This window comes from Nocardioides sp. LMS-CY, from assembly GCF_018732145.1.
Classification (GTDB): Bacteria; Actinomycetota; Actinomycetes; order Propionibacteriales; family Nocardioidaceae; genus Nocardioides; species Nocardioides soli.
The window spans coordinates 273,955-296,700 of the sequence record NZ_CP076104.1; the positions used below are offsets into that span (position 1 = coordinate 273,955).

Sequence of the window (22,746 nt, forward strand, 5' to 3'; positions counted from 1 at the left end):
GGAGGAGCCTCGAAACCCGGTGAGCTGAGAAGCAGCCTCGAGTGCGCTGATCGTGAGTGGTGGTTTCGAGGCTCGCTCCGCTCGCACCTCAACCACCGTGTCGGGGCGGCCTTTGGGCGGCGGTGGTTGAGGTGCTCCGGAGCGAGGGACGAGCGGAGGAGCCTCGAAACCCGGTGAGCTGAGAAGCAGCCTCGAGTGGGCTGATCGTGAGTGGTGGTTTCGAGGCTCGCTCCGCTCGCACCTCAACCACCGTGAGTCGCGTGGTCCACGGTGGTTTCGAGGCTCGGCGCTGGCGCGCCTCGCACCTCAACCACCGATCGGTCGGTCAGTTCTGCGTGACCCTCCCCTCCACCTGCGGGTTCACCGGCGAGTTCGCGGTCACGTAGTCGGTGGCGACCTGCATCAGGTCGTCACCGGGCTGGAGCACGTCGGTGCCCTGCCCGAAGATCGTGTAGCCGTCGCCACCGGTGTACATGAAGTCGTTGGTGACCAGCCGCACCGAGTCCCCGTCGGTGATGGGCGTCTGGGCACCGCCGATGCCGTCCGGCGTCTTCCACATGCCGTCGACGACCGGGGTGGTGCCGTTGCAGTGGAAGGTCGCGCGCAGCCCGGAGATCTGCGGGAACCGGCCGGTCGCGATCGCGGAGTTGCACACCGGCGAGAAGCCGTTCTCGAACGCCGTGCGCAGCTGCGCCCCGGTGAGCGTGAGGATCGTGGTGCGGTTGCCGAAGGGCAGCACCGCGAACATCTCGCCCCAGGTGATCTCGCAGGGCGCCTCGTTGGCGCTCGGCGGTGAGCACACGAGGTCCGCGCGGAGACCGCCGGAGTTCGTGTACGCCGCGTCGACGCCGGGGTACTTCAGCCGCATCGCGTCGGCGACCAGGTTGCCCATCGCGGACTCGTGCAGCCGGGTCGGGTCGCGCAGGATGTCGGCGACCTGGGTGCCGATGACCTGGTTGCGCAGCACCGCCGTGTCGGCGTTCGCCTGGTCGATGATCGCCTGCACGTCGGCCCGGCCGGTCACGCCGACGTTCTTGGCGACCCTGGTCGCGCCGCCGGCCCAGGCGACGTCGCCGCCCTTGACCATCAGCTGGAGCACGGAGTACGTCGCGCCGGCGTTGACGCCCTCGGTGATCAGGATGTGGCCGCGCATCAGGTTCGAGACCCGGTGCGTGTGGCCGACGATCATCGCGTCGACCGTCGTGCCCTGGAGCTGGTCGGCGATGCCGAGGATCGGGCCGTCCCACGGCGTGCCCGGGGTGTTGCCGGTCGGGTTGGTCCCGCTCGCGGTGCCCTGGTGGATCACCACGATCTGGACCTTCACACCCTGTCGACGCAGCCGCTCCGACTCGGCCTTGATCCGCGGACCCTCCGGCAGGAACTCCAGGCCGGCGGTCGCGCCGGCGGAGACCAGCTCGGGAGTCTCCTCGAGCCCGGCGCCGATCACGCCGACCTTCACGCCGTTGACCCGGAACACCTTCGAGGGCGTCACCCAGGGCGGCGCCCTGCCGGTCGTCGCGTCCACGATGTTGGTCGCCAGGAACGGGAAGTGGGCCCGCGCCTGGTGCTCGAGCAGCCGGCTCACGCCGTAGTCGAACTCGTGGTTGCCGTACGACGTCGCGTCCAGGCCCCAGGCGTTCTCGACGTCGATCGCCGGCTTGTCCTGGAGCAGCGCCGAGTTGGGCGGCGACGCCCCGACGTTGTCGCCGCCGGCCAGGATCAGCCCCTGGCCGGGGAGTGCGTCGAGGTCCTCGTCGAACATCGTCGCGAGGTACGCCGCGCCGCCGACCCGGGCGTTGATGGCGTTGTCGTAGGCGCGGGTGGTCGGGTCGAGCTGGCCGTGGAAGTCGTTGAGCCCGACGATCGGCACCGGGGTGTACCGGTGTCCGCCGTCGGCGACCTCGAGCAGGACCCGGCCCTGGCTGTGCTGCGGCTCGGGGATGCCGAGCAGGAACGCCAGTGTCGGCGCCAGGTCGATCGAGCGCGCGGTCACCGTCCGGTGCGCGATGCCCTGGCCGCCGGCCAGGAACGTGGCCCGCATGTTGACGTTCGCGTCGAGCACCTGCACGTCGGGCACATAGCCGTGCTGGCCGAAGAAGTGCGACGGCGCCACGAGCGTGCCCGGGGTCTCGGCGTCGAACTGGTAGGGCGGGTAGGAGAAGACGACCAGGTCGCCGGTGCGGGTCGGGTGCGCCATGTCGGCGGTGCTGCCCGGGCCGTTGGGGATGTGCCGTGCCTCCGCCTTGGTGTAGGCGCGGTCGATGACCTTCCAGCCCTCGGGCCGGCCGTCGTGGGTCCAGTCGTTCGGGTCGGTGAGGCCGAGGTACGTGGCCTTGATCGCCGCGACGGTCGCGGCCTCGTCCGCGGCCGCGACCTGCTGGAACCCGCCTCCCGCGGGGTCGCGACCCGCGAGGTTGAGGTAGATCTGCAGCGCGCCGCCGGCCCAGCACGCCTTGGCCTTGCCGATGGTCTCGCCGGTGGCCGGGCGGCAGTTCGACGTCTGCGGCCGCGACAGCAGGCCCATCTCGACCAGCGGCAGGCTGGCGTCGATGGCGAGGAACTGCGGTGCGAAGCCGTGGTCGGAGCCGACGAACGTCGTCGGGTCCCTGCCGACCAGCGACCGCGCCAGCTTCAGGGTCTGGTCGGACTCCCGGTAGGCCTCGCGGATGAACCCCGCGCGCTCCCGCACCCGACCGTCGGGGACGCCGTCGAGGTCGACGTCGTCGTACGCCGGGTTGCGCTGGCCGTTCGGCAGCCGCTTGCTCACCAGGCCGAGGAACTGGTGCTGGAACTCGTCGGTCGTCGGCATGCCGACCAGCAGCAGGTCGGGCCGGTAGGTGCGGGCGACGTACTTCAGCATCGGCCAGTGCCCGGTCGACCAGTAGAGGCCCTGCTCGACGTAGGTCTCCTCGCTGGTGATGCCGGACTCGAGGATCGCGAAGTCGGCGGCCGTCGAGGTCGGGAACTCCGCGGCGAGGAACTCGTCGAACTGCTGGGGGTCGGTGTAGCCGGGCTCGCCCGGCCAGGTCGGCCAGCTCGCGATCGCGCGGCTCACCGACGTGTGGAAGAGCCGCACCCGCGAGAGGTCGGGGGCGAGCGTCTCGACCTTGACCAGCATGCCCGCGGTCTTCCCGTCGAGCGCGCCGCCCTGGAGGGTGACCTTCACGTCGGCCCACTCCCCCTCGCGCAGGTCGCCGACGGTGTCCGCGCCGCTCTTGGTGGTGGAGAAGAGCACCCGGTCGTAGCGGGTGCGGTGGTCGTTGCGGCTGTCGTAGAGGTAGGCGTTGAGGCCGTACTTGTCGACGGTGCCGTCGAGCACCCGCAGCCGCATCTCGCGGGCCGGGCTGTACGACGTGGGCACGTCGGTCCAACCGGTGGCCGGCGTGGGCGCCGCGCCGGGGAACGGCGCCTGGCCGGCGTACCCGTCGGGGTGGTCGAACTGCAGGCCGAAGGAGCGGATGAACGCCGCGTCGTCGAAGATCGGCTCGCCGGCCCGGCCGATGAAGTTGGTGGCGACACCCCGCCCGGAGTGGAACGTCTGGAAGTCGATCGTCGGGCCCTGGATCGAGGCGTTGCGCCCGCCGGCCCACTCGACCTGGGCGACCTTGAGCCCGCCGCGCTCGGCCGACTGCGCGATCGACTCCGCCTGGAGCACGCCCGGGTCGAAGGCCGCGGTGCGGTTGGCGAACGGGTCGCCGTTCTTGTGGAAGGTGTTGTTGGTGGAGCCCGTCACGGCGGGCCATGCGCCGGTGGCCATCGTGTACCAGCCGGCGCCGGTGTTCGGGGGTGCCTGGGTCAGCATCCCGTTGCCGCGCGCCTTGACACCGCGCTTGAGGAACGACTTCATCGTCGGCATCACGCCCTGGTCGGCGTACTTCTCGACGAGATCCTGGCGCAGGCCGTCGGAGGCGAAGTAGACCGCCTTCTGCTGGGTGTTCCCGTGCCCGTTCCCGGGATGGTGGCCGGGGTCGTGACCGCGGCCGTGGGTCGCGGCGGCCGGCGCCGCCTGGGTGGAGCCGATGGCGAGTGACGGCACCGCGGCGGCCGCGACCAGCGCGGCGGCGGTGACGAGGACGGCGGATCGACGATGTGAGCGGTTCACGGCACCCTCCCAGGCCCGAAGCGTGGAGCCCGGCCCGGAGGGTCGTGAGGATGGCGCCTTCCGAGTTGCGGCTCCCCCGATGGGGTCGAACCTCTCGTGACCGGTCCGTGACCGTCAATGCCCCAAATCGGGTACGTCGCCGGTCGGTGGACCCACCCGGCCCGGCCACCAGAACCGGTCGCCGAGCAGCACCGCCGCGGCCGGGACCAGCAGCGTGCGGACGACGAGCGTGTCGAGCAGCACCCCGATGCAGATGATGGTGCCGAGCTGGGCGAGCGCGACCAGGGGCAGCACGCCGAGGACGGCGAAGACGGCCGCCAGCAGGATGCCCGCGCTGGTGATCACGCCGCCGGTGACCGTGAGCGCGCGCAGCATGCCTTCTCGCGAGCCGTGGCCGCGGGCCTCCTCGCGGGCGCGGGTGACGAGGAAGATGTTGTAGTCGACGCCGAGCGCGACCAGGAAGAGGAACGCGAAGAGCGGGATCTTCACCTCGAGCGCGGGGAACCCCAGCACCTCGGTGAAGATCCACCAGGAGGCGCCGAGGGCGGCGACGTAGGTCGCGACCACCGACAGCACCAGCAGCACCGGTCCGAGCAGCGAGCGCAGCAGCACCGCCAGCCCGAGCAGCACCATGCCGAGGATGAGCGGCACGATCACCGACAGGTCGCGCTCCGCGGCGGCGCGGGCGTCGACCGCCTCCGCCTCGTTGCCCCCGACGTGGGTGTCGGGGACGTCGTCGAGGGCGTCGCGCAGCCGCTCGACGGTGGCCCGGGCGTCGGCGGAGCCGGGGTCGGCGGCGAGCACCGCGTCGATCTGGGTGATGCTGGCGCCTGAGGCGGAGACGCGGGCGGACGCGACGCCGTCGGTGCTCGCGACCGTGTCGAGCACCCGGCCGCCCGGACTCCGAGTGACCACCTGGGTCGGCTCGACGGTGCCGGCGGGGAACGACTCTGCCAGCCGTTCCGCCGCGGTGATCGCCTCCGGCTCGTCGAGGAGCTGGTCGGCCTGGTCGAGGCCGATCCGGATGCCGGCCAGGCCGGTCGCGAGCACCGCCAGCAGCACCAGCGTCCCCGTCACCACGGTCGCCGGACGCCGGGAGACCAGCCGGCCGATCCGCTGGAAGACTGTCCTGCGCTCGGCGGCGGCGAGGTCGCCGTGCCGCGGCACCATCGGCCAGAAGATCCAGCGCCCGAAGAGCACCAGGGTGGCCGGCAGCATCACGAGCGCGAACGCCGCCGCGATTACGATGCCGACCGCGCACGCGAGGCCCAGGCCCCGGGTCGCGGGCGTCAGCGAGAGCAGCAGGGTGAGCACGGCGAGGAGGACCGTGGTCGCGCTGCCGAGGACCGCCTCCGACGTACGCCGCAGCGCATGCGACATCGCCCGGTGCCGCGACGTCGTGGTGCGCAGCTCGTCGCGGTAGCGCGAGATCAGCAGCAGCGCGTAGTCGGTGCCCGCGCCGAACACCAGCACCGAGAGGATGCCCGTCGTGGTGCCGTCCCACGGCAGCCCGGCCGCGTCGAGCGCGCGGGTCGCGGCGACCACGGCGACCCGGTCGGCCAGGCCGACGACGACCAGCGGGACCAGCCAGAGCACCGGGCTGCGGTAGGTGACCACCAGGAGGACGGCGACGATCAGCATGGTGGCGAGCAGCAGCCGCAGGTCCGCGCCGTCGAAGACCTTGCCGAGGTCGGCGTGGATCCCCGCGGGCCCGGTCACCTGCACCGTGACGCCGTCGGGGGCCTCGGCGCGCAGCCGCTCGCGGAGGTCGTCGACGCGCTGCCCGACCTGGTCGGCGTCGCCGGCCTCGACCGGGACGACGGTGACGACCGCGGTGCCGTCCTCGGAGCGGACCACGTCCCCGTCGGCCTGGACCCCGATCGCGTCGAGAGCGGGATCGCCGAGCTCGCCCTCGTCGGCGGTCCACAGCACGATCGCGGCCTCGGTGGTCTCCTCCGGGAGCTCGTCGACCAGCCAGGCGGCGACGGTGCTGTCGGCGCCGTCGGGCAGCAGGTCGCGCGCGTCCGCCTGGTGTCCGGCCTCCCCGACCCCGCCGATGACCGTGAGGGCCAGCAGGATGGGGAGCACCGCGAACGCCCAGGCGGTGCGGCGACCGGCGATGATCGACGTGGCGGACACGGTCCCTCCCGGGGCAGGCGTAGAATCGCTAACTAAATTAGCAATCAAGCAGGTGAGATGAAATGGCGGGACCCGCAACCGCGTTCGCCGACCGCTGGGAGCCGGCCGGCAGCCTGAGGGCGCTGCGCGAGGCCATCGAGCGGGGCGGCCGGCTGCGGCACGTGATCGCGCGCCGAGCGGGTCTGTCCGAGAGCGACCTGGTCGCGATGGAGCACCTGACGCAGGGGGCGCTCGGTCCGGGTGAGCTGGCCCGGATCCTCGACGTCACCACCGCGGCCGCGACCGGGCTGGTCGACCGGCTGGCGCAGCGTGGCCACGTCCGGCGGACCCCGCACGAGGCCGACCGGCGGCGTACCCAGGTCGAGATGACACCCTCGGGCCGCGAGGAGGTGCTCACCCAGCTGCTGCCGATGTTCCGCGAGCTGGAGCGGCTCGACCGGTCGTTCACTGCCGAGGAGCGCGCGGTCGTCGAGCGGTACCTGCGCGGCGCGATCGCCGCATTCGAACACCTGGAGGCCGACTGACCTGGCAGGTCTGCTCGTCAGGTCTCGACACACGCCAGTCGCGACTTCGTTCCTCAGTCGCGCGGCTCGCTCGACCACCATCAGCGGATCCGCTGACGCGTCTCCGCTCAGCCGCCGCCCTCGGAGGCGTAGAGCGCGGCACCCACGACGCCCGCCTTGTTGCGCAGCTGCGCCGGGATGATCTCGGTGTCGAGGTCGAGCAGCGGCAGGAACTCGTCGGACTCCTTGGAGACCCCGCCGCCCACCACGAACAGCTCCGGGGAGAAGAGCCGCTCCAGCGTCCGGTAGTACGCCGTGAGCCGCTTGGCCCAGTGCTTCCACGACAGCTCCTCGCGCTCGCGGGCGCTGTTGGCCGCCCGGGACTCGGCGTCGTGGCCGTCGATCTCGAGGTGGCCGAGCTCGGAGTTGGGCACCAGCACGCCGTCGTGGACGAGCGCCGAGCCGATGCCGGTGCCGAGCGTCGTGACGATGACCAGCCCCGACCGGCCCCGCGCCGCGCCGTACCGCACCTCGGCCAGGCCCGCGGCGTCCGCGTCGTTGACGACGTGCACGTCGCGCCCGGTCGCCTCGGTGAAGAGCCGGTCGGCGTCGGTGCCGACCCAGGCCTTGTCGATGTTGGCCGCCGAGTGCACCACCCCGTGGCGGACGACGCCGGGCACGGTCACGCCGACGGCGCCGCGGCAGTCGGGGAACTTCGCCAGCAGCTCGACGAAGGCTTCGGCGATCACCTGCGGCTTCGACGGATGCGGGGTCCGGAGCCGCTCGCGCTCCCCGGCGAAGTCGCCGATCTCGAGGTCGACCGGCGCGCCCTTGATGCCGGTGCCGCCGAAGTCGATCCCGAAGGGCTGCTCGTTCGTGCCTGAGGACGCCATGGCCCGACCCTATGACTCCGGGACGACTCCTAGACTCCGGTCATGGCCGGCCAGGAGACCCGCATGCTGCTCCTGGGGGCGGTCGCGCTCTTCGAGCCGGTCAACGGCTACCAGATCCGGCGCGAGCTGCTGTCGTGGCATGTCGACCGCTGGGCGCACACCAACCCGGGCTCGATCTACCACGGGCTGACCACGCTGACCGGCCAGGGGCACCTGCGCCGGCACGACCTCGTCGACGGTGGCCGGGAGGTGGCGGTCTACGAGCTGACCGTTTCCGGCCGGACCGAGCTCGACCGGCTGCTGGTCGACGCGCTCGAGACCGTGAACCCCTACGAGCGCACGGCGTTCAACGTCGCGTTCTCGATGCTGCCGCTGCTCGACAAGCCCGCCGTGCTGCGGTCGCTGACCACCCGGCGGGTCGAGCTCGAGCGCACCGTGGCGGAGTTCGTCGAGGCCAGGACCGGTGCCGCGCCGCCCCACGCCACCCGGACCATGCTGCTCTGGCTGGACCTCGCCGTGGCGGAGCTGGCCTGGCTGCGCGAGACCATCCAGGACCTCCGCGACGGCACCCTGCCGGTGTCTCCGGAGGACGGCTCGTGGACCCCGCCCGCCGACGACCCGGGCTGGCAGATGAACGCCGACCGGGAGAAATATCGCGCGCTTCTCGACCGGTAGCCGTGCCACCCTCGGGGAGTGCCCACCCAGCTTCCCCTGGCCCAGCATCTCGAGGGCCTGCGCGCCGCGATGGTCGCGTTCGTGCGGTACGCCGACCGCGCCGGACTCGCGGCTCCCGTGCCGACCTGCCCCGGGTGGACGGTGCGCGACCTGGTCGCGCACCAGGCCATGGTGCACCGCTGGGCGGCCGGCCTGCTGCGCGGCGAGCGGCCGCTCGACCGGGACGCCGACGCGCTCGAGGCCGAGGGCCGCGCGGCCGAGGACCCGCTGGAGTGGCTGCGCGACGGGGCGATCGAGCTGGTGGAGGCGATCGCCGGGGCGCCGGACGACGTCCGGGCGCCGGTGTACCTCCACGATGCGCCCCGGCCACGGGAGTTCTGGGCTCGGCGCCAGTGTCACGAGACGACCATGCACGCCGTCGACGCCCTGTCCGCGGTGTTCGGGCGGCGGCCGGACCCGGCCGAGACCTGGATCGGCACCGAGCTGGCCACCGACGGGATCGACGAGATGCTCGGCGGGTTCGTGACCCGGCCGGTCTCGCGGCTGCGCTGCGACGAGGACGCCGTGCTGGTGGTCGCCCCGGACGACGCGCCGGACTGGTGGCTGGTGCGGATCGGCCCGCGTCCGGCCGTGACCGAGCGCGGCACCGGGCCGGTCCCGCAGCTGCCGCCCGCCGACTGGGAGCTGACCGGCACCGCGGTCGAGCTCTACCTCGCCCTGTGGAACCGCTCGGTGCGCCCCGACCTCGGTCCCGGATGGAGCGAGCGCGCCGCCGTGACGTGGAGCTGACGGCCGGGGCCGACCGGACCGATGAGTCCGGCCGCGGCGGCGGGTCGGTCCGGGGTGCGGCTTGACGGCCGGGTATTCAATGTTGAACACTTCTATTCAAGTTTGAACATAGGAGACCAGATGATCACCGCACGAGGACTCGTGCAGACCTTCCACACCGGACGGGGCAAGGCGGCCAAGGAGGTCCGTGCCGTCGACGGCGTCGACCTCGACGTCGCCGAGGGCGAGGTCGTGGGCTTCCTCGGCCCGAACGGCGCCGGCAAGACCACGACCCTGCGGATGCTGACCACGCTGCTGCGCCCGACCGCCGGCACCGCCACGGTCGCCGGCTACGACGTCGTCAAGGAGCCGGTGCAGGTGCGCCGGAGCATCGGCTACGTCTCGCAGGTCGGCTCGACCTTCTCCGGTGCGTACGCCGGCGACGAGGTCGTCGACCACGGGATGCTCTACGGCATGGCGCGCGGCGACGCCGTACGCCGTGGCCAGGAGCTGTTCGAGCGGCTCCAGCTCGACGGGCTGTGGAAGCGGATGCCCAAGAACATGTCCGGCGGGCAGAAGCGCCGCCTCGACGTGGTGATGGGGCTGATCCACGACCCGACGCTGGTCTTCCTCGACGAGCCGACCACCGGGCTCGACCCGCAGGCGCGGGCCAACCTGTGGGAGCACATCGAGAGCCTGCGCACCTCGCACGGCGCCACGGTCTTCCTCACGACGCACTACCTCGACGAGGCCGACGCGCTCGCCGACCGGATCGTGATCATCGACCAGGGCCGGATCGTCGCGAGCGACACCGCCGACAACCTCAAGGCCCAGGTCGCCGGCGACCTGGTCGACCTCGAGGTGGCCTCCGACGACCAGGTCGCGGTGGCCGCCCAGCGGCTCGGCGCGATCGGGCAGGCGGTCGAGACCGACGGGCGCCGCGTCCGCGGCCGGGTCGAGCGGGCCGGCCGCGTCGTACCGAGCCTGCTGCGCGACCTCGGGTCCGCCGGCGTCGTCCTCGACTCGATCGAGGTGCTCCGGCCGACGCTCGACGACGTGTTCCTGACCCTCACCGGCCGGTCCCTGCGCGACGCCGAGGCCGGCGAGGCCTCGTCGTCCGAGGGCGAGCCGGAGCAGAAGGAGGAGGTGGCCTGATGGCGTTCGTGCGTGAGAGCAACATCGTCTTCCGGCGTCAGATCCGGATGAACCTGCGCAACCCGGCCTGGGTGCTGATCGGGATCATGCAGCCGGTGCTCTACCTGGTGCTGTTCGGCCCGCTGCTCAAGCCGCTGGTCGGCTCCTTCGACACCGGCACCGACAACGCCTACACCTTCCTGGTGCCGGGACTGCTGGTGCAGCTGGGCATGTTCGGGGCGTTCTTCGCCGGCTTCGGCCTGATCGGGGAGTGGCGCGAGGGTGTCATCGAGGCCGAGCGGGTCACGCCCGCCAGCCGGACGGCGCTGCTGGTCGGCCGGCTGATGCGCGACGTCATCCAGCTGTTCGTGCAGGCGCTGATCCTGGTCGGCCTCGGCTACCTGATGGGCATGCGCGGATCGGTGGGCGGCGTGCTGCTCGGCATCTTCATCACCCTCGTGGTCGGCGGCGCGTGCGCCGCCGCGTCGAACGCTCTGGCGCTGACCACCAAGAGCGAGGACGTGATGGCGCCGGTGATCAACATCGTAATGATGCCGGTGCTGCTGCTCAGCGGCATCCTGCTGCCGATGACGATCGGGCCGGAGTGGCTGCAGAAGATCAGCGACTTCATGCCGTTCCGCTACATCGTCGACGCGGTGCGTGGCTCCTTCGCCGGTGACTTCGGCACCTCGACGGTCTTCTGGGGTGCGGCCTGGGCGGCGGTGCTGGCCGCGCTCGGCACCTGGTGGGGCACCGCGACGTTCCGCAAGGAGAACGCCTGACCGCGCGGCCCGCCTCGGCGCCTACCGTGGGCGAGTGACCACACCCGCGCTGGAGCTCCACAACGTCACCTTCGTCCGCGACGGCCGCCCGCTGCTCGCCGACATCGACCTCGAGGTCGGGTCCGGCGAGCAGTGGGCGCTGATCGGGCCCAACGGCGCCGGCAAGAGCACGCTGCTCAACCTCTGCGGCGCGGTGACCTTCCCCAGCCGGGGATGGGTCCGGGTGCTCGGCCACCGGCTCGGCGAGATCGACCTGCGCGAGCTGCGCCGGTCGATCGGGTTCGTGAACCCCCGGCACCCGCTGCGCTCCGACCTCACCGTCGAGGACGTCGTGCTCACCGGCATCACCGGCACGATCGAGCGGGTGCCGCGCTGGGAGCCGACGACCGACGAGCTCGACCGCGCGCACCTGATGATGAAGACGCTCGGCGTCGACGTCCCGACCTCCCCGCACTGGCACACGATGTCGCAGGGCGAGCGCGGCCGGACCCTGATCGCCCGGGCGCTGATGACCGACCCGCCGCTGCTGCTCCTCGACGAGCCGAGCACGGGCCTCGACGTCGCGGCGCGCGAGCAGATGATCCGCACCCTCGACGAGCTGCCGACCCGGATCGCGGGGCTGACGACGGTGATGGTCACCCACCACTTCGAGGAGCTGCCGCCCGCGACCACCCACGCCGCGCTGCTGCGCGACGGCCGGCTGGTCGCGGCCGGCCCCGTCGACGGCGTCCTCACCACCGAGCTGGTGTCGGCGGCCTTCGACCACCCGATCCGGGTGCGTCGCGACGACGACGGCCGGTGGCACGCCCGCGCCTGAGCCTGACGAGGGCTAGTCGGAGGCGCCGCCGGTCTTTGCCGGGATACCCGGTGCACCGGGTATCCCGGCACTTCTCGGGTGTTGCAACACCCCCAGAAGTGCCAGGATCGCCCGAGAAGTCGTCCTCCCCTCCGGGACCTGGCGGGCTGCGCGGCTAGTCGGACTCCGGCGCGGTGATTTCGATCCGCAGCGTGCCGACCGCGCCGGTGTTGGTGGTGTAGGTGACGGTGACGATGCCGCCCTCGACCGGGTCTGGCGTGTAGCGCCAGGTGCCGTCCGGATCGATGCCCCAGTCGCCGGGGCCGGAGAAGGCGTCGTCGACCACGCTCAGGGCCGAGTCGACATCGATGTCGTTCGAGAGCACGTTGCCCGTGACCATCGGGCCGCCCGCGACAGCGGCCGCGAAGTCGTCCACCACGACGGTCGGGTCGTCGACCGGCGTGACCGTGATCCGCAGCGTGCCGAGGGCGCCGGTGGTGGTGGCGTAGCCGACCACGGCGAGGCCGTTCCAGTCGGCGGCAGGCGCGTAGGTCCAGTCGCCGTTGGGGCGGATCGTGAACGATCCGGGCGCCCGGGAGGCGTTGTGCTCGAGGATCGCCAGCTTGCTGTCGATGTCGGAGTCGTTGGCGAGGACGTTGCCGGTGACGACGCCGTCCTCGAGCACGGTGGCGACGTCGTCGACCGTCGTGGTCGGGTCGTCGACGGGTTTGATCTCGATCCGCACGACCGCGACGTTGCGGCGGCCCTGCCTGTCGACGGCCCGGTAGAGGAAGGTGTCGCGGCCCGACCAGTTCGGGGCCGGCCGGTAGCGGAGGGCGCCGCGCCGGCCCAGCTTCAGCGTGCCGTGGCGCGGGGCCTTGACCACGACGAGCCGGCGCACGTCGCGGCGGATGCGGTCGTTGGCGAGCACTCCCTGCGGGGCCTTCACCCGGAGCACGGTGTCCTCGGTGCCGGTGTAGCGGTCATTGGTCACGGCACGCTTCGCGGCGGCCGCCGGGGACGGCAGCGCGAGCGGGGCCAGCGCGCACGCGATCGCGACGGCGATCGCGCCGAGCCGGCGCCGTCCGGGGAGCGTCATGCCCGGCACGGTACTAGCCGGTGCGGCGCAGCCGGGCGAGCTCGACCGCCTCGCGGAACGCCTTCGCGACGTACGGCGGCACCGCCAGCCCGCGTCGGTGCGCCCACAGCAGCTCGCGCTCGACCCGGGAGATCTGGCCGGCGAAGTCGTCGGAGTCCTCGTCGATGCGGAGCGTGCGCATCAGCTCGCCGAAGTCGGCCTTCTGCTCGTCGTCGTTGGCGCCGACGGGCGCGAAGGAGAAGCTGCGCATCCGGCGCACCAGCCACTTCTGCCACCGGGCCAGCTGCCCCCACAGGCCGCGCGCCGAGAGCTGGTAGAAGGCGTAGTGGCCGGGCTCCTGGCGCTTGATCGGCGCGATCACGGTCGTCGCGACGGCGTCCTCGCCCATCTCGGCGACGCCCTCGTGGAGCAGGTTGTAGGCGAGCACGGCGGAGCGCTCGGTGGCCATGCCGGTCAGGTAGTAGAGCATCCGGCAGACGTCCTGGAAGGCGTCGAGGTGCGCGAACGCGCCGAGGATCCGCATCTTCACGCCGACCGACGTCAGGTCGACCTCGGCGGGCGGCCGGCCGAGCTCGACCTGGAGCTGGTCCAGGATCAGGCCGTGGCGGGTCTCCTGCGGCTGCCACACCTCGGCGTAGAAGCGCCGGTCGATCTCCGGCGGGTCGGGCAGCAGCGCGGCCAGCTCGAGGACGTTGCGGTCGACCTCGAGCTCGACCCGGGCCATGTAGTCGAGCACGTCGCCGAACCGTTCGTTGAAGGCCTCCGGCCGGCGCACCGAGTAGTCGACCGACGCCAGGTCGATCGGCGGGTGTTCGTGGCCGAGCCGGTCGACGTGCTCGGCCAGTCTCGCCTCGGTCATCGACGCGCGTGCCATTGCCAAATCCTAGGGGGAGGTTAGGGGAGCCTTCATCGGGGATGTCCCCGATACCGTCATCCGTGTGACCGACGTCGCCGGATCCGGGCCGGGAGGAGTTCGTCTCGGCACGCCGACGGGACGGGCCGTCGTCGCAGCCGCGGTGCTCGGCTCCGGGATGACCATGCTCGACGGGACCGTTGTCAACGTCGCCCTGCGCACCATCGGCGAGGACCTCGACGCCTCGCTCGCCCAGCTCCAGTGGATCTCGAACGGCTACCTGCTGTCCCTCGCGAGCTTCATCCTGCTCGGCGGGTCGCTGGGGGACCGCTACGGGCGCCGCCGGATGTTCGTCGTCGGCACGGTCTGGTTCGCCCTGGCCTCACTGCTGTGCGGCCTCGCGCCAACCGCGGAGGTGCTGATCGCGGCCCGGGTGCTCCAGGGCGGCGGTGCCGCGCTGCTCACCCCCGGCAGCCTGGCGATGATCCAGGGCGCGTTCGTCCGCGCCGACCGGGCCGCGGCGATCGGCGCCTGGTCGGGCCTCGGCAGCATCGCCGCGGCGATCGGCCCGTTCGTCGGCGGCGGGCTCGTCGAGTACGTCAGCTGGCGCTGGATCTTCCTGATCAACCTGCCGATCGCGGCGGTGACCGTGGTGATCGCGCAGCGGGCGGTCCCCGAGACGCTCGACCCCCAGGCGCCGCGCCGCTTCGACCTGGTCGGCGCGACCATGGCGGCGCTCTTCCTGGGCGGCATCACCTACGCGCTGATCGAGTGGGGCGGCTCCGGGGCGCCCTGGGCGGTGGTGATCGCGGTGCTCGCCGGCGCGACGTACGTCGTCGACGAGCGGCGCAGCGACCACCCGATGCTGCCGCTGGGCATCTTCGCCAACCGGATCTTCAGCGCCGCCAACGCGATGACGCTCGTCGTCTACGCCGCCCTCGGTGCGGTGCTGTTCTTCCTGGTGCTGCAGCTGCAGACGGTCAGCGGCTACACCGCGCTCGAGGCCGGTGTGGCCACGCTGCCGATCACCGTCTGCATGCTGTTCCTGGCCAAGCGCGGCGGGCGGCTCGGCACCCGGATCGGGCCGCGGATCCCGATGACGTTCGGGCCGCTGACGATGGCCGTGGGCACGCTGCTGCTGCTCGGCGTCGGCGGTGACGTCAGCTACTGGCGCGACGTGCTGCCCGGGCTGACCGTGTTCGGCCTCGGCCTGGCGCTGATGGTCGCGCCGCTCACGGCGACCGTGCTGGCCGCGGCGGCCGACGAGCACGCCGGCATCGCCAGTGGCGTGAACAACGCCGTGGCCCGCGCCGGCTCGCTGCTGGCGGTCGCCGCGCTGCCGGTCGCGGTGGGGCTCGGCGGGGAGGAGTACGCCGACCCGGTCGCCCTCGACGCGGCGTACTCCTCGGCGATGCTGATCTGTGCCGTGCTGCTGGCCCTTGGCGGCCTGATCTCGTGGGTGACGATCCGGGAGCCGGAGCGCTAGACTCGCCGACGTTGGTGCGCATCCCGAAATGAGTTCCGCCATGCGCAACAGAATGACGAACCGGCAGACCCTCTCGAGGCTGCTCGAACTGGCGCGCTACGAGGTGCTGCCCACCGCGAGCACCGAGCAGAAGGTGCTCGACCACGTGCCCCGCGACGTGACCGTGACCGTGACCGCGTCGCCCGGCAAGGGCCTGGAGGCGACGCTCGACCTGGCCGAGCGGCTGGCCGGGCACGGGTACGCCGTGGTGCCCCACCTGGCGGCCCGGATGATCAGCGGCCGCACCGAGCTCGCCGAGATCAGCGAGCGGCTGGTCGGCAAGCAGATCAGCCGGATCTTCGTGCCCGGCGGCGACGCCGACCCGGCCGGCGACTACCCCGACGCCCTCGCGCTGCTCGAGGACCTCGCGGCGCTCGGCCGCCCGTTCGCCCACGTGGGGATCACCGGCTACCCGGAGTCGCACCCCACCATCGACGACGACCTGACCGTGCAGTCGATGTGGGACAAGCGGCGCTATGCCACCCACGTCGTCAGCAACCTGACCTTCGACCCCGGGGTGATCCGTGACTGGGTGCACCGGATGCGCCGCCGCGGCATCACCATGCCGCTGCTGCTCGGCGTACCCGGGCCCGTGGAACGCACCAAGCTGCTCGCGATGGCCACCAAGATCGGCGTCGGCGAGTCGACCCGCTTCCTGGCCAAGCACAAGGGCACCTTCGCCCGCCTCGCCGCCCCCGGCGGGTTCACCGGAGAGTCGTTCCTCGAGAAGTGCGCGCCCACCCTCGCCGAGCCGACCGCCCTGGTCGAGGGCCTGCACGTCTTCACGTTCAACCAGATCGCCGAGACCGAGGCCTGGCGGCAGGACCTGCTGGGGCGACTGCGGGGCTGAGGTCGCCCGGGACGTCATACGGGCAGTGCGTCCCCTTCCTCGCAACGTATGACGTCCGCGGCGGAGCCGGAGCTAGCCGACCAGGTCGCGGAGGGCTCGCTCCAGTCGCGCGTCGCCGGTCTCGACGACGGTGAGCGGCAGGCCCATCCGGTCGGCGGCGTCGGCGGCGAGGTGGCGCAGCTCGTCGTCCGGCTGCTGGGCCAGCCAGACCGCGCGGGTGTAGTGGCCGAAGTACACCTCGCGCAGCTCGGGCCAGCGATCGAGGCCGAGCTCGCGCTCGACGGTGCGCGCGAACGAGCGCACCAGGAAGTCGGTCAGCAGGTAGGTGCCCGGCTGCTCCTCGAAGAACCGCTCGACGTGCGAGGCGCCGGCGTAGACGTCGTAACAGTGCAGGCCGGGCAGCCGCTCCAGGCCGAGCTCCGCGCACACCGCGTCGAGCGCGCCGTAGGTGCCGCAGTCGGCGTACCCCACGACGACCGACGAGTACGCCGCCCGCAGCGAGATCGCCAGCCGGCGCACCTCCTCGGCGATCAGCTGGGGCTGGTTGTGCAGCAGCGGCGGCAGCGGGTGGACGTCGACCGGCCACGAGCGGCGGTCGGCGATCTCCTTGCAGGGCTGGGCGATCGCGCCGCAGGCGATGAGAGCGACTCTAGAAGGAGAGCTGGTCGACGAAGCGGTCGTTGAAGTCGGCGCGGTCGGAGAGCTCGACATAGGTCACCTCCTCCAGCAGCGCCCGGGCGCCGGCGCGCTCGCGCACGGAGAGCAGCGCCATCTTCGCGCCCTCGCCGGCGACGTTGCCGGCGGCGACGATCCGCAGCACCGGCAGCTTCGGCACCAGCCCGATCCGGACGGCCGACGCGGCCGAGAGGTAGGACCCGAACGACCCGGCGAGCAGCACCTGCTGGACGTCGCGGTGCTCTAGGCCGAGCTCCTCGAGCAGCAGCGTCCAGCCGGTCGAGATCGCGGCCTTCGCGAACTGCAGCTCGCGCACGTCGCGCTGCGAGAGCACCACGCAGTCCTCGGGCTCGGCGTCCGGCGCCGGCCGGTGCAGCACGAAGACGCGCTCCTGCCCGACGTACGCGAGCCGGTCCGCGAGCGACGGGGCGATCTCCTTCGCGACGTCGTCGGCGACGTAGCGTCCCGACGCGTCGAGCAGGCCGACCCGCACCAGCTCGGCCACCGCGTCGACGAGACCCGAGCCGCAGAGGCCGCGCGGCTCGACGTCTCCGATCACGCCGAGCTCGACCGGGTCGTCGGGTCCGCCGAGCTTCACGACCTCGATCGCGCCGTCGGCGGCGCGCATCCCGCAGCGGATCGCGCCGCCCTCGAAGGCCGGTCCGGCCGGCGCCGCGGTCGACACGATCCGGTCGCCGTCGCTGACCACGATCTCGCAGTTGGTGCCGACGTCGATGAAGAGTCGGGTGCGCTTGTCGCGGTCCATGCCGGTGGCGAGCATGCCCGCGACGATGTCGCCGCCGACGTACGCGCCCAGCGCGGGGAACAGCGTGACCCGGGCCTGCGGGTGCAGCCGCAGCCCGAGCTCGGAGGCGAGCAGGTCGGGAGGCTGCGGGGTCGACATGACGAACGGCGCGACGCCCAGCGGCTCCGGGTCGATCCCGAGCGCGAGCGCCGTCATCGTGGCGTTGCCGGCGAGCGCCACCTCGTAGACCTGGGCCGGGTCGACGCCACCCTCGGTGCAGACCTGATCGGCCAGCGTCGCCAGCGTCTGCGCCGCCGCGTCGCGCAGCCGGTCGAGCGCGGCCGGGTCGAGCATCGTGGCGCTGATCCGGGTGATCACGTCGCCGCCGAAGGGCTGCTGCCGGTTGAGCATCGACGCCACCGCGACGGGCGTGCCGGTGGTGACGTCGAGCAGCGTGGCGACGACCGTGGTGGTGCCGAGGTCGACGGCGATGGCGTACGCCGCGCGGGTGGTGTCGCCGGGCTCGACGTCCACCAGCGCCTCGTCGACGACGACCGCGGTCACCTTGAAGTCCGCCTGCCGCAGCACGGTCGGCAGCCGACGCAGCACGTGCAGGTCGGGCACCGGCTCCAGGTCGTCGATCGCGTCGAGCAGCCGGGTCAGGTCGGTGCGCTGGTCCTCCAGGGTCGGCTCGGCCAGCTCGACGTACCGCTTCTGGACCGCCGGCCGCAGGATCACCTGGCGGCCGACGCCCACGGTCGCCGCCTTGGGTCGGGTGGTGAGTGGCGGCACCTCGACGGCCAGGTCGCTGGTGGCGTTGACCAGGCAGGCCAGCCGCCAGCCGGCGTCGAGCTGCTCGCGCGAGAACGTCTTGACGTCGTGCCGGGTGATCGGGCTGGGCCCGTCGATGCGGACCTTGCACTTGTGGCAGGTGCCGTGCCCGCCGCAGGTGGAGTCGATCGCGATGCCGTTCCACGACGCCGCGTCGAAGACCGTCACACCGGGCGGCACGCGCACGGTGCGCTGGGCCTCCTCGACCGTGAAGCTCAGGTCGACGCGTCCGGTGCCGTCGTGGCCCTGCTCATCCATGGCAGGTCATGTCGTCGCGGCCGCCTTCGCGCGGTGGGCGGCGATCCAGGCCATGCCCCACTCGTCGTGGCCGAGGAAGACGTCGGCGGCCTTGACCGCGTCGACGATCTGCGGCGTGCGGGCGTCCATGATCGCGCTGGTCAGCCCGGCGGTCATCGCCATCGGCAGCCAGGCGGCGCCGAGCGTGTGCCGGTCGGGCATGCCGAACGACGTGTTCGAGGCGCCGCAGGTCATGTTCACGCCGTGCTCGTCGCGGATCCGGCGCATCGTCTCGAAGGTGACCAGCGACGTCGTGGTGTCGGCGCCGATCGGCATCGCCAGCGGGTCGATGACGATGTCGGCCTTGGCGATGCCGTACTCCTCGGTCGCGACCCGGATGATCTTCGCGGTGAGGTCGAGCCGCTTGTCGGCCGCCATCGGGATCTCGTCCTCGTCGTTGGGGAGCGCGATGATCGCCGCGTCGTGCTTCTTCACCAGCGGCAGCACCGCCGCGAGCCGCTCGTCCTCGGCGGTGACCGAGTTGACCAGCGCCCGGCCCTCGTACGCCGAGAGCCCCGCCTCGAGCGCCTCGACGACGGAGGAGTCGATGCAGACCGGCAGGTCGGTGAGCGACTGCACCATCCGGATCGCCTGCGCCAGCAGCTCGGGCTCGTCGGTGAGCGGCACGCCCATGTTCACGTCGAGCACGTCGGCGCCGCCCTCGACCTGCGCCATGACGTCCCGCTCGATCGCCGAGAGGTCTCCGGCGCGGAGCTGCTCCTGGAAGATCCGGCGCCCGGTCGGGTTGATCCGCTCGCCGATCAGGCAGAAGCGCTGGTCGTGCCCGATCACGACCTCCTTCGAGGCCGACCGGAGCACGGTGTGGAGCGTGCTCATGCGGGGACCCCGCGGAAGTGTGGGCTGGAGGAGCGTAGCGGGGGAAGCCCGCAGTTTCGTGGGGTGCTCATGCGGGGACCTTCGCGCGCCGCTCGTCGAGCAGCGCCTTGGCCTTCTTCACCGTGGCCGAGGCGTCGGCGGCGTACCCGTCGGCGCCGACCGCGTCGGCGTACTCCTGGGTGACCGGGGCGCCGCCGACCATGACGACGACCGAGTCACGCAGGCCGGCCTTCTCGAGCGCGTTGATGTTGGCCTTGAACATCGGCATCGTCGTGGTGAGGAACGCCGAGAAGCCGACGATGTCGGGCTGGTGCTCCTCGATCGCGGCGACGAACTTCTCCGGTGCGACCTGGACGCCGAGGTCGATGACCTCGAAGCCGGCGCCCTCGAGCATGATGTTGACGAGGTTCTTGCCGATGTCGTGGACGTCGCCCTTGACCGTGCCCATCAGGAACTTGCCGACGGTCGCCACGCCGGTCTCGGCGAGCAGCGGCCGCAGCCGCTCCATCGCGCCGGCCATCGCGCGGCCCGCGATCAGCATCTCGGGCACGAAGAAGTCGCCGCGCTCGAACCGCGCGCCGACCTCCTCCAGCGAGGGGATGAGCGCGTCGAAGAGCAGGGTCTGCGGCTCCATCTGGAGCGCGAGCCCCTCCTCGGTGAGCTCGAGCACGCGCGGGCCGTTGCCGACCAGCGTCTCGTCGTACAGGCCCTGCAGGATCTCCTCTGGGGTCATGCCACACCCTCCTTGGGTGTTCGGCCGCGCAGCAGCTGGGAGAGCTGCGCGGCGTGGGACGACAGGTGCTTGCCGAGCGTCTCGAGGCGGTCCTCGAGTCGTGGGGTGGGTCCCGAGACGCCGAGCGCGGCGACCACGTCGCCGTGCACGCCGTGGACGGGTACGGCGAGGCCGGTCAGGCCGACCTCGAGCTCGCCGTCGGTGACCGCCCAGCCGCGCTTGCGGGTGCGGACGCCGTCGCGGCGCAGGGCCTCGGGCGTGGTGATGGTCGTGTCGGTCAGCGCCTCGAGGTCGCCCTCGGGCAGCGGCAGCGCCCCCCAGGCGTAGAAGACCTTGCCGAGCGCGGAGGAGTGCGCGGGAACGTCGATCTCGGTCCAGTCGCGGGTGCCGAGCAGGTAGCGGCTGTCGACCTGGGCGACCTGGACGACCTTCTCGCCCCGGGTCACCGAGAGGTGCACGGTCTCGGAGGTCTCCTCCCCGATCCGCTCCATCGCGGGCCGGGCCAGCCGGACCAGCTCCTGCCAGGGGTCGTGGCGCGCGGCGTAGAGCCAGAACAGGCTGCCCGCGACGTACGACCCGTCCTGGTCGCGCTCGAGGAGGCCGCCGCGCTCGAGGGCCGCCAGCATCCGCGAGGTCGTGGACTTGGCCAGCCCGCTGGACTCCTGGAGCTCGGCGAAGGTGAGCGGCTCGTCGGCCTGCACCACCGTCGACACCAGCGCGGCGGCGCGGTCGACCGCCTGGGTGCCGGTGCTCGACTCTGTCCTCGCCTGTGCCACGTCGATATTTCCCTCTGGTCAGTGGTCCCATGATGTGGAACTGTGGTCCCACATCATGAGGTTAAGCAGGAGGGGCGATGTTCCGCAACCAGATGCCGCGCTACGAGGTGCTCTCCGAGGACGCGATGGCCACGCTGGACGCCGGCTGGCGGCGCCTGGTCAGCGAGATCGGCGTCGAGTTCATGGACGCCCGGGCCCGCGACCTGTTCGCGGCCGCCGGCCAGAAGGTCGAGGGCGACACCGTCTTCCTCGACCCGGACTTCGTGCTGGAGCAGGTGGCGAAGGCGCCTCGTGAGTTCGACCTCCAGGCCCGCAACCCCGAGCACTCGGTGCACATCGGCGGCGACGCGATGGCCTTCGGCGCCGTCTATGGCCCGCCGTTCGTGCGCCAGGGCGACGTGCGCCGCGACGGCACCATGGACGACTTCCGCAACTTCGCCCGGCTCGCGCAGTCCTTCGGCGCGCTCGACTCGGCGGGCGGGGTGGTCACCGAGCCCAACGACACGCCGCTCGACAGCCGGCACCTCGACATGACCTACGCGCTGCAGACGCTGACCGACAAGGTCTACATGGGCAACGTCGTCTCCGGGGTAAACGCCCGCGACACGATCGCGATGACCGAGATCCTCTTCGGGTCGCGCGAGGCGATCGAGGAGACGCCGGCGCTCATCTCGCTGGTCAACTGCAACAGCCCGCTGCGCTGGGACGACCGGATGCTCGAGGCGCAGTTCGAGTACTCCGCGGCCAACCAGCCCGTCGTCCTGACGCCGTTCATCCTGATGGGCGCGATGTCACCGGTGACGATCCCGGCCGCGCTGGTGCAGCAGATGGCCGAGGCGCTGTCCGGCATCGCGCTCTCGCAGCTGATCCGCCCGGGCTGCCCGGTGGTCTTCGGGTCGTTCCTCTCCAACATCGACATGCAGTCGGGCTCGCCGACGTTCGGCACCCCCGAGTCGGGCATCGGCCTGCTCTGCACCGGCCAGATCGCGCGCCACTTCGGGCTGCCGTTCCGCACCGGTGGCGGGCTCACCTCCTCGCAGGTGCCCGACGCACAGGCCGGCTACGAGGCGATGATGACGCTGCTGCCGACGTTCCTGGCAGGCGCCAACTGGGTGATGCACTCCGCCGGCTGGCTCGAGGGCGGGCTGGTGTCGGGCTACGAGAAGTTCATCATCGACGTGGAGCTGGTGCAGATGCTCCAGCACGAGTTCACGCCGCTGGAGATCGACGAGGCGTCGCTGGCCTTCGACGCCCACCAGGAGGTCGGCCACGGCGGCCACTTCCTCGGCGCGATGCACACCATGGAGCGCTTCCGGACCTGCTTCTACCGCCCGTTCCTCTCCTCCTCGGACAACTACGAGCGCTGGATGCGCGGCGGTGCCAAGGACACCGCCGCCCGCGCCGGGGAGATCTACCAGCGCAAGCTCGACGAGTACGAGCCCCCGCCGCTCGACGACGCGATCCGCGAGGAGCTCGAGGCCTACGTCGTACGCCGGCGGGCGGAGCTCGGCGACTGACACGGTGGTTGAGGTGCTCCGGAGCGAGGAACGAGCGGAGGAGCCTCGAAACCCGGCGAGCCGAGAAGCAGCCTCGAACTCGGCGTGATGCGCCGCTCACGGGGTTTCGAGGCTCGGGCCTGGCGGCCCTCGCACCTCAACCGGCGACACGGGCCTGGCGGCCCTCGCACCTCAACCCGGCGTTGCGGTGGTTGAGGTGCGAAGGCGCCCTGGCGC

At 72.0% G+C, this 22,746-nt stretch carries 19 protein-coding genes; 9 read left to right on the top strand and 10 right to left on the bottom strand.

Annotated elements, in window-relative coordinates; translation table 11 throughout:
* Nucleotides 1-325 precede the first annotated feature (325 nt).
* Together KM427_RS01320 and KM427_RS01325 are read right to left on the bottom strand one after the other, a co-directional pair.
* Entirely contained in the window at nucleotides 326-4,102 is a 3,777-nt protein-coding gene (locus KM427_RS01320; RefSeq protein ID WP_215525995.1) for a 5'-nucleotidase C-terminal domain-containing protein, read from the bottom strand.
* 114 nt (nucleotides 4,103-4,216) lie between these two features.
* Nucleotides 4,217-6,241 carry an MMPL family transporter gene (locus tag KM427_RS01325; RefSeq protein WP_215525996.1) on the bottom strand — a complete coding sequence of 675 codons (2,025 nt, stop codon included), beginning with the start codon at nucleotides 6,239-6,241 and terminating at the stop codon, nucleotides 4,217-4,219.
* Between the two features lie 62 nt (nucleotides 6,242-6,303).
* Here KM427_RS01325 and KM427_RS01330 point away from each other — a divergent pair, with 62 nt between their 5' ends.
* Nucleotides 6,304-6,765, top strand: a complete 462-nt coding sequence (locus KM427_RS01330; RefSeq protein WP_215525997.1) for a MarR family transcriptional regulator — start codon at nucleotides 6,304-6,306, stop codon at nucleotides 6,763-6,765.
* A gap of 107 nt (nucleotides 6,766-6,872) precedes the next feature.
* On the opposite strand, the gene ppgK is transcribed toward KM427_RS01330, so the two are convergent.
* The gene (gene ppgK, locus KM427_RS01335) at nucleotides 6,873-7,637 is read right to left on the bottom strand and encodes a polyphosphate--glucose phosphotransferase (protein WP_183595531.1); all 765 of its coding nucleotides are present in this window, start codon (nucleotides 7,635-7,637) and stop codon (nucleotides 6,873-6,875) included.
* Between the two features lie 42 nt (nucleotides 7,638-7,679).
* On the opposite strand from ppgK, the gene KM427_RS01340 reads away from it, so the two are divergent.
* From KM427_RS01340 to KM427_RS01360, 5 genes are all read left to right on the top strand, one after another.
* The gene (locus tag KM427_RS01340) at nucleotides 7,680-8,312 is read left to right on the top strand and encodes a PadR family transcriptional regulator (RefSeq protein WP_252274932.1); all 633 of its coding nucleotides are present in this window, start codon (nucleotides 7,680-7,682) and stop codon (nucleotides 8,310-8,312) included.
* An 18-nt stretch (nucleotides 8,313-8,330) separates the two neighbouring features.
* On the top strand, nucleotides 8,331-9,101 hold the full coding sequence (locus KM427_RS01345; RefSeq protein ID WP_252274934.1) for a maleylpyruvate isomerase family mycothiol-dependent enzyme: 771 nt from the start codon (nucleotides 8,331-8,333) through the stop codon (nucleotides 9,099-9,101).
* 120 nt (nucleotides 9,102-9,221) lie between these two features.
* Nucleotides 9,222-10,235, top strand: coding sequence for an ATP-binding cassette domain-containing protein (locus KM427_RS01350; RefSeq protein ID WP_183595529.1), 1,014 nt, complete (start codon nucleotides 9,222-9,224; stop codon nucleotides 10,233-10,235).
* Nucleotides 10,235-10,996, top strand: a complete 762-nt coding sequence (locus KM427_RS01355; RefSeq protein WP_215525998.1) for an ABC transporter permease — start codon at nucleotides 10,235-10,237, stop codon at nucleotides 10,994-10,996. The genes KM427_RS01350 and KM427_RS01355 overlap by 1 nt, the downstream gene beginning before the upstream one ends.
* Before the next feature lie 34 nt (nucleotides 10,997-11,030).
* A complete protein-coding gene (locus KM427_RS01360) occupies nucleotides 11,031-11,813 on the top strand; it encodes an ABC transporter ATP-binding protein (protein ID WP_215525999.1) in 783 nt (260 codons plus the stop codon).
* A gap of 154 nt (nucleotides 11,814-11,967) precedes the next feature.
* On the opposite strand, the gene KM427_RS01365 is transcribed toward KM427_RS01360, so the two are convergent.
* The gene (locus KM427_RS01365) at nucleotides 11,968-12,891 is read right to left on the bottom strand and encodes a cadherin-like domain-containing protein (protein ID WP_215526000.1); all 924 of its coding nucleotides are present in this window, start codon (nucleotides 12,889-12,891) and stop codon (nucleotides 11,968-11,970) included.
* Nucleotides 12,892-12,904: 13 nt separating this feature from the next.
* Entirely contained in the window at nucleotides 12,905-13,765 is an 861-nt protein-coding gene (locus KM427_RS01370; protein WP_252274937.1) for a GTP-binding protein LepA, read from the bottom strand.
* 64 nt (nucleotides 13,766-13,829) lie between these two features.
* Here KM427_RS01370 and KM427_RS01375 point away from each other — a divergent pair, with 64 nt between their 5' ends.
* Nucleotides 13,830-15,230, top strand: a complete 1,401-nt coding sequence (locus tag KM427_RS01375; protein ID WP_215526001.1) for an MFS transporter — start codon at nucleotides 13,830-13,832, stop codon at nucleotides 15,228-15,230.
* Nucleotides 15,231-15,270: 40 nt separating this feature from the next.
* Nucleotides 15,271-16,119, top strand: coding sequence for a methylenetetrahydrofolate reductase (locus KM427_RS01380; protein WP_215526002.1), 849 nt, complete (start codon nucleotides 15,271-15,273; stop codon nucleotides 16,117-16,119).
* Nucleotides 16,120-16,191: 72 nt separating this feature from the next.
* Here KM427_RS01380 and KM427_RS01385 read toward each other — a convergent pair whose 3' ends face one another.
* From KM427_RS01385 to KM427_RS01405, 5 genes are all read right to left on the bottom strand, one after another.
* Nucleotides 16,192-16,830 (bottom strand): DUF1638 domain-containing protein, encoded by a 639-nt coding sequence (locus KM427_RS01385; RefSeq protein WP_215526003.1) that lies wholly within the window; start codon nucleotides 16,828-16,830, stop codon nucleotides 16,192-16,194.
* The gene (locus KM427_RS01390; protein WP_215526004.1) at nucleotides 16,769-18,628 is read right to left on the bottom strand and encodes an ASKHA domain-containing protein; all 1,860 of its coding nucleotides are present in this window, start codon (nucleotides 18,626-18,628) and stop codon (nucleotides 16,769-16,771) included. Before KM427_RS01390 ends, KM427_RS01385 begins: the two co-directional genes overlap by 62 nt.
* Nucleotides 18,629-18,634: 6 nt before the next feature.
* The gene (locus KM427_RS01395) at nucleotides 18,635-19,504 is read right to left on the bottom strand and encodes a dihydropteroate synthase (protein ID WP_215526005.1); all 870 of its coding nucleotides are present in this window, start codon (nucleotides 19,502-19,504) and stop codon (nucleotides 18,635-18,637) included.
* A 67-nt stretch (nucleotides 19,505-19,571) separates the two neighbouring features.
* Nucleotides 19,572-20,237, bottom strand: coding sequence for a cobalamin B12-binding domain-containing protein (locus KM427_RS01400; protein WP_183595488.1), 666 nt, complete (start codon nucleotides 20,235-20,237; stop codon nucleotides 19,572-19,574).
* On the bottom strand, nucleotides 20,234-21,013 hold the full coding sequence (locus tag KM427_RS01405; protein WP_183595487.1) for an IclR family transcriptional regulator: 780 nt from the start codon (nucleotides 21,011-21,013) through the stop codon (nucleotides 20,234-20,236). The genes KM427_RS01400 and KM427_RS01405 overlap by 4 nt, the downstream gene beginning before the upstream one ends.
* A gap of 77 nt (nucleotides 21,014-21,090) precedes the next feature.
* On the opposite strand from KM427_RS01405, the gene KM427_RS01410 reads away from it, so the two are divergent.
* Nucleotides 21,091-22,530, top strand: coding sequence for a trimethylamine methyltransferase family protein (locus KM427_RS01410; protein WP_183595486.1), 1,440 nt, complete (start codon nucleotides 21,091-21,093; stop codon nucleotides 22,528-22,530).
* The last annotated feature ends 216 nt before the right edge of the window (nucleotides 22,531-22,746 follow it).